The organism is Pararhizobium sp. DWP3-4 (genome assembly GCF_049898205.1).
Classification (GTDB): domain Bacteria; phylum Pseudomonadota; class Alphaproteobacteria; order Rhizobiales; family Rhizobiaceae; genus Pararhizobium.
Genome location: NZ_JAFCXF010000047.1, coordinates 1 through 570 on the forward strand (window position 1 = coordinate 1; position 570 = coordinate 570).

Below are 570 nucleotides of genomic sequence, written 5' to 3' on the forward strand. Positions count from 1 at the left end.
CCGCAGGCGGCAGATCGTGCAGATGATCGTGTCGGAAGAAAACCGGGCCCGGATGGTGCTGGCCAGACCGGCGCAGACGAGCATCAAGCGTGTACTGGCGGCTCTGCGGCGAGAGCTTGAAAGTCTCGATGCCGGTCTTGACGAGCAAATACGCAAGTCGCCGGTCTGGCGGGTGCGTGAGACACTGTTGACGTCGGTGCCGGGCGTGGGTCCGACCACGGCACGAACCCTGTTGGCACAATTGCCCGAACTCGGCAGCCTCGACCGGCGCCAGATCGCATCGTTGGCAGGGCTTGCGCCGTGGACGCGGCAATCGGGAAAATGGAAGGGCAAGAGCTTCATCGGGGGCGGCAGGGGTAGGGTGCGCGCCGTGCTGTTCATGGCCGCCCTTGTCGCTGCCCGCTACAACCCCGCCCTCAAGGCCTTCCGCGACCGTCTCGTCGCTGCCGGCAAACCCAAAATCGTCGCCATCGTTGCGACAATGCGCAAGCTTCTCACCATTCTCAATGCCATCATCCGGGACAATAAACCATGGCAAAACGCTTGACGAACAAGACAGTCGCTCTCCCC

Annotated in this window: 1 protein-coding gene; it reads left to right on the forward strand. The window is 63.0% G+C overall.

Annotated elements, in window-relative coordinates; translation table 11 throughout:
• On the forward strand, positions 1-547 hold a 547-nt coding region (locus ACP7E6_RS29450), incomplete at its 5' end, for a transposase (RefSeq protein ID WP_426233727.1).
• Between the last annotated feature and the right edge of the window lie 23 nt (positions 548-570).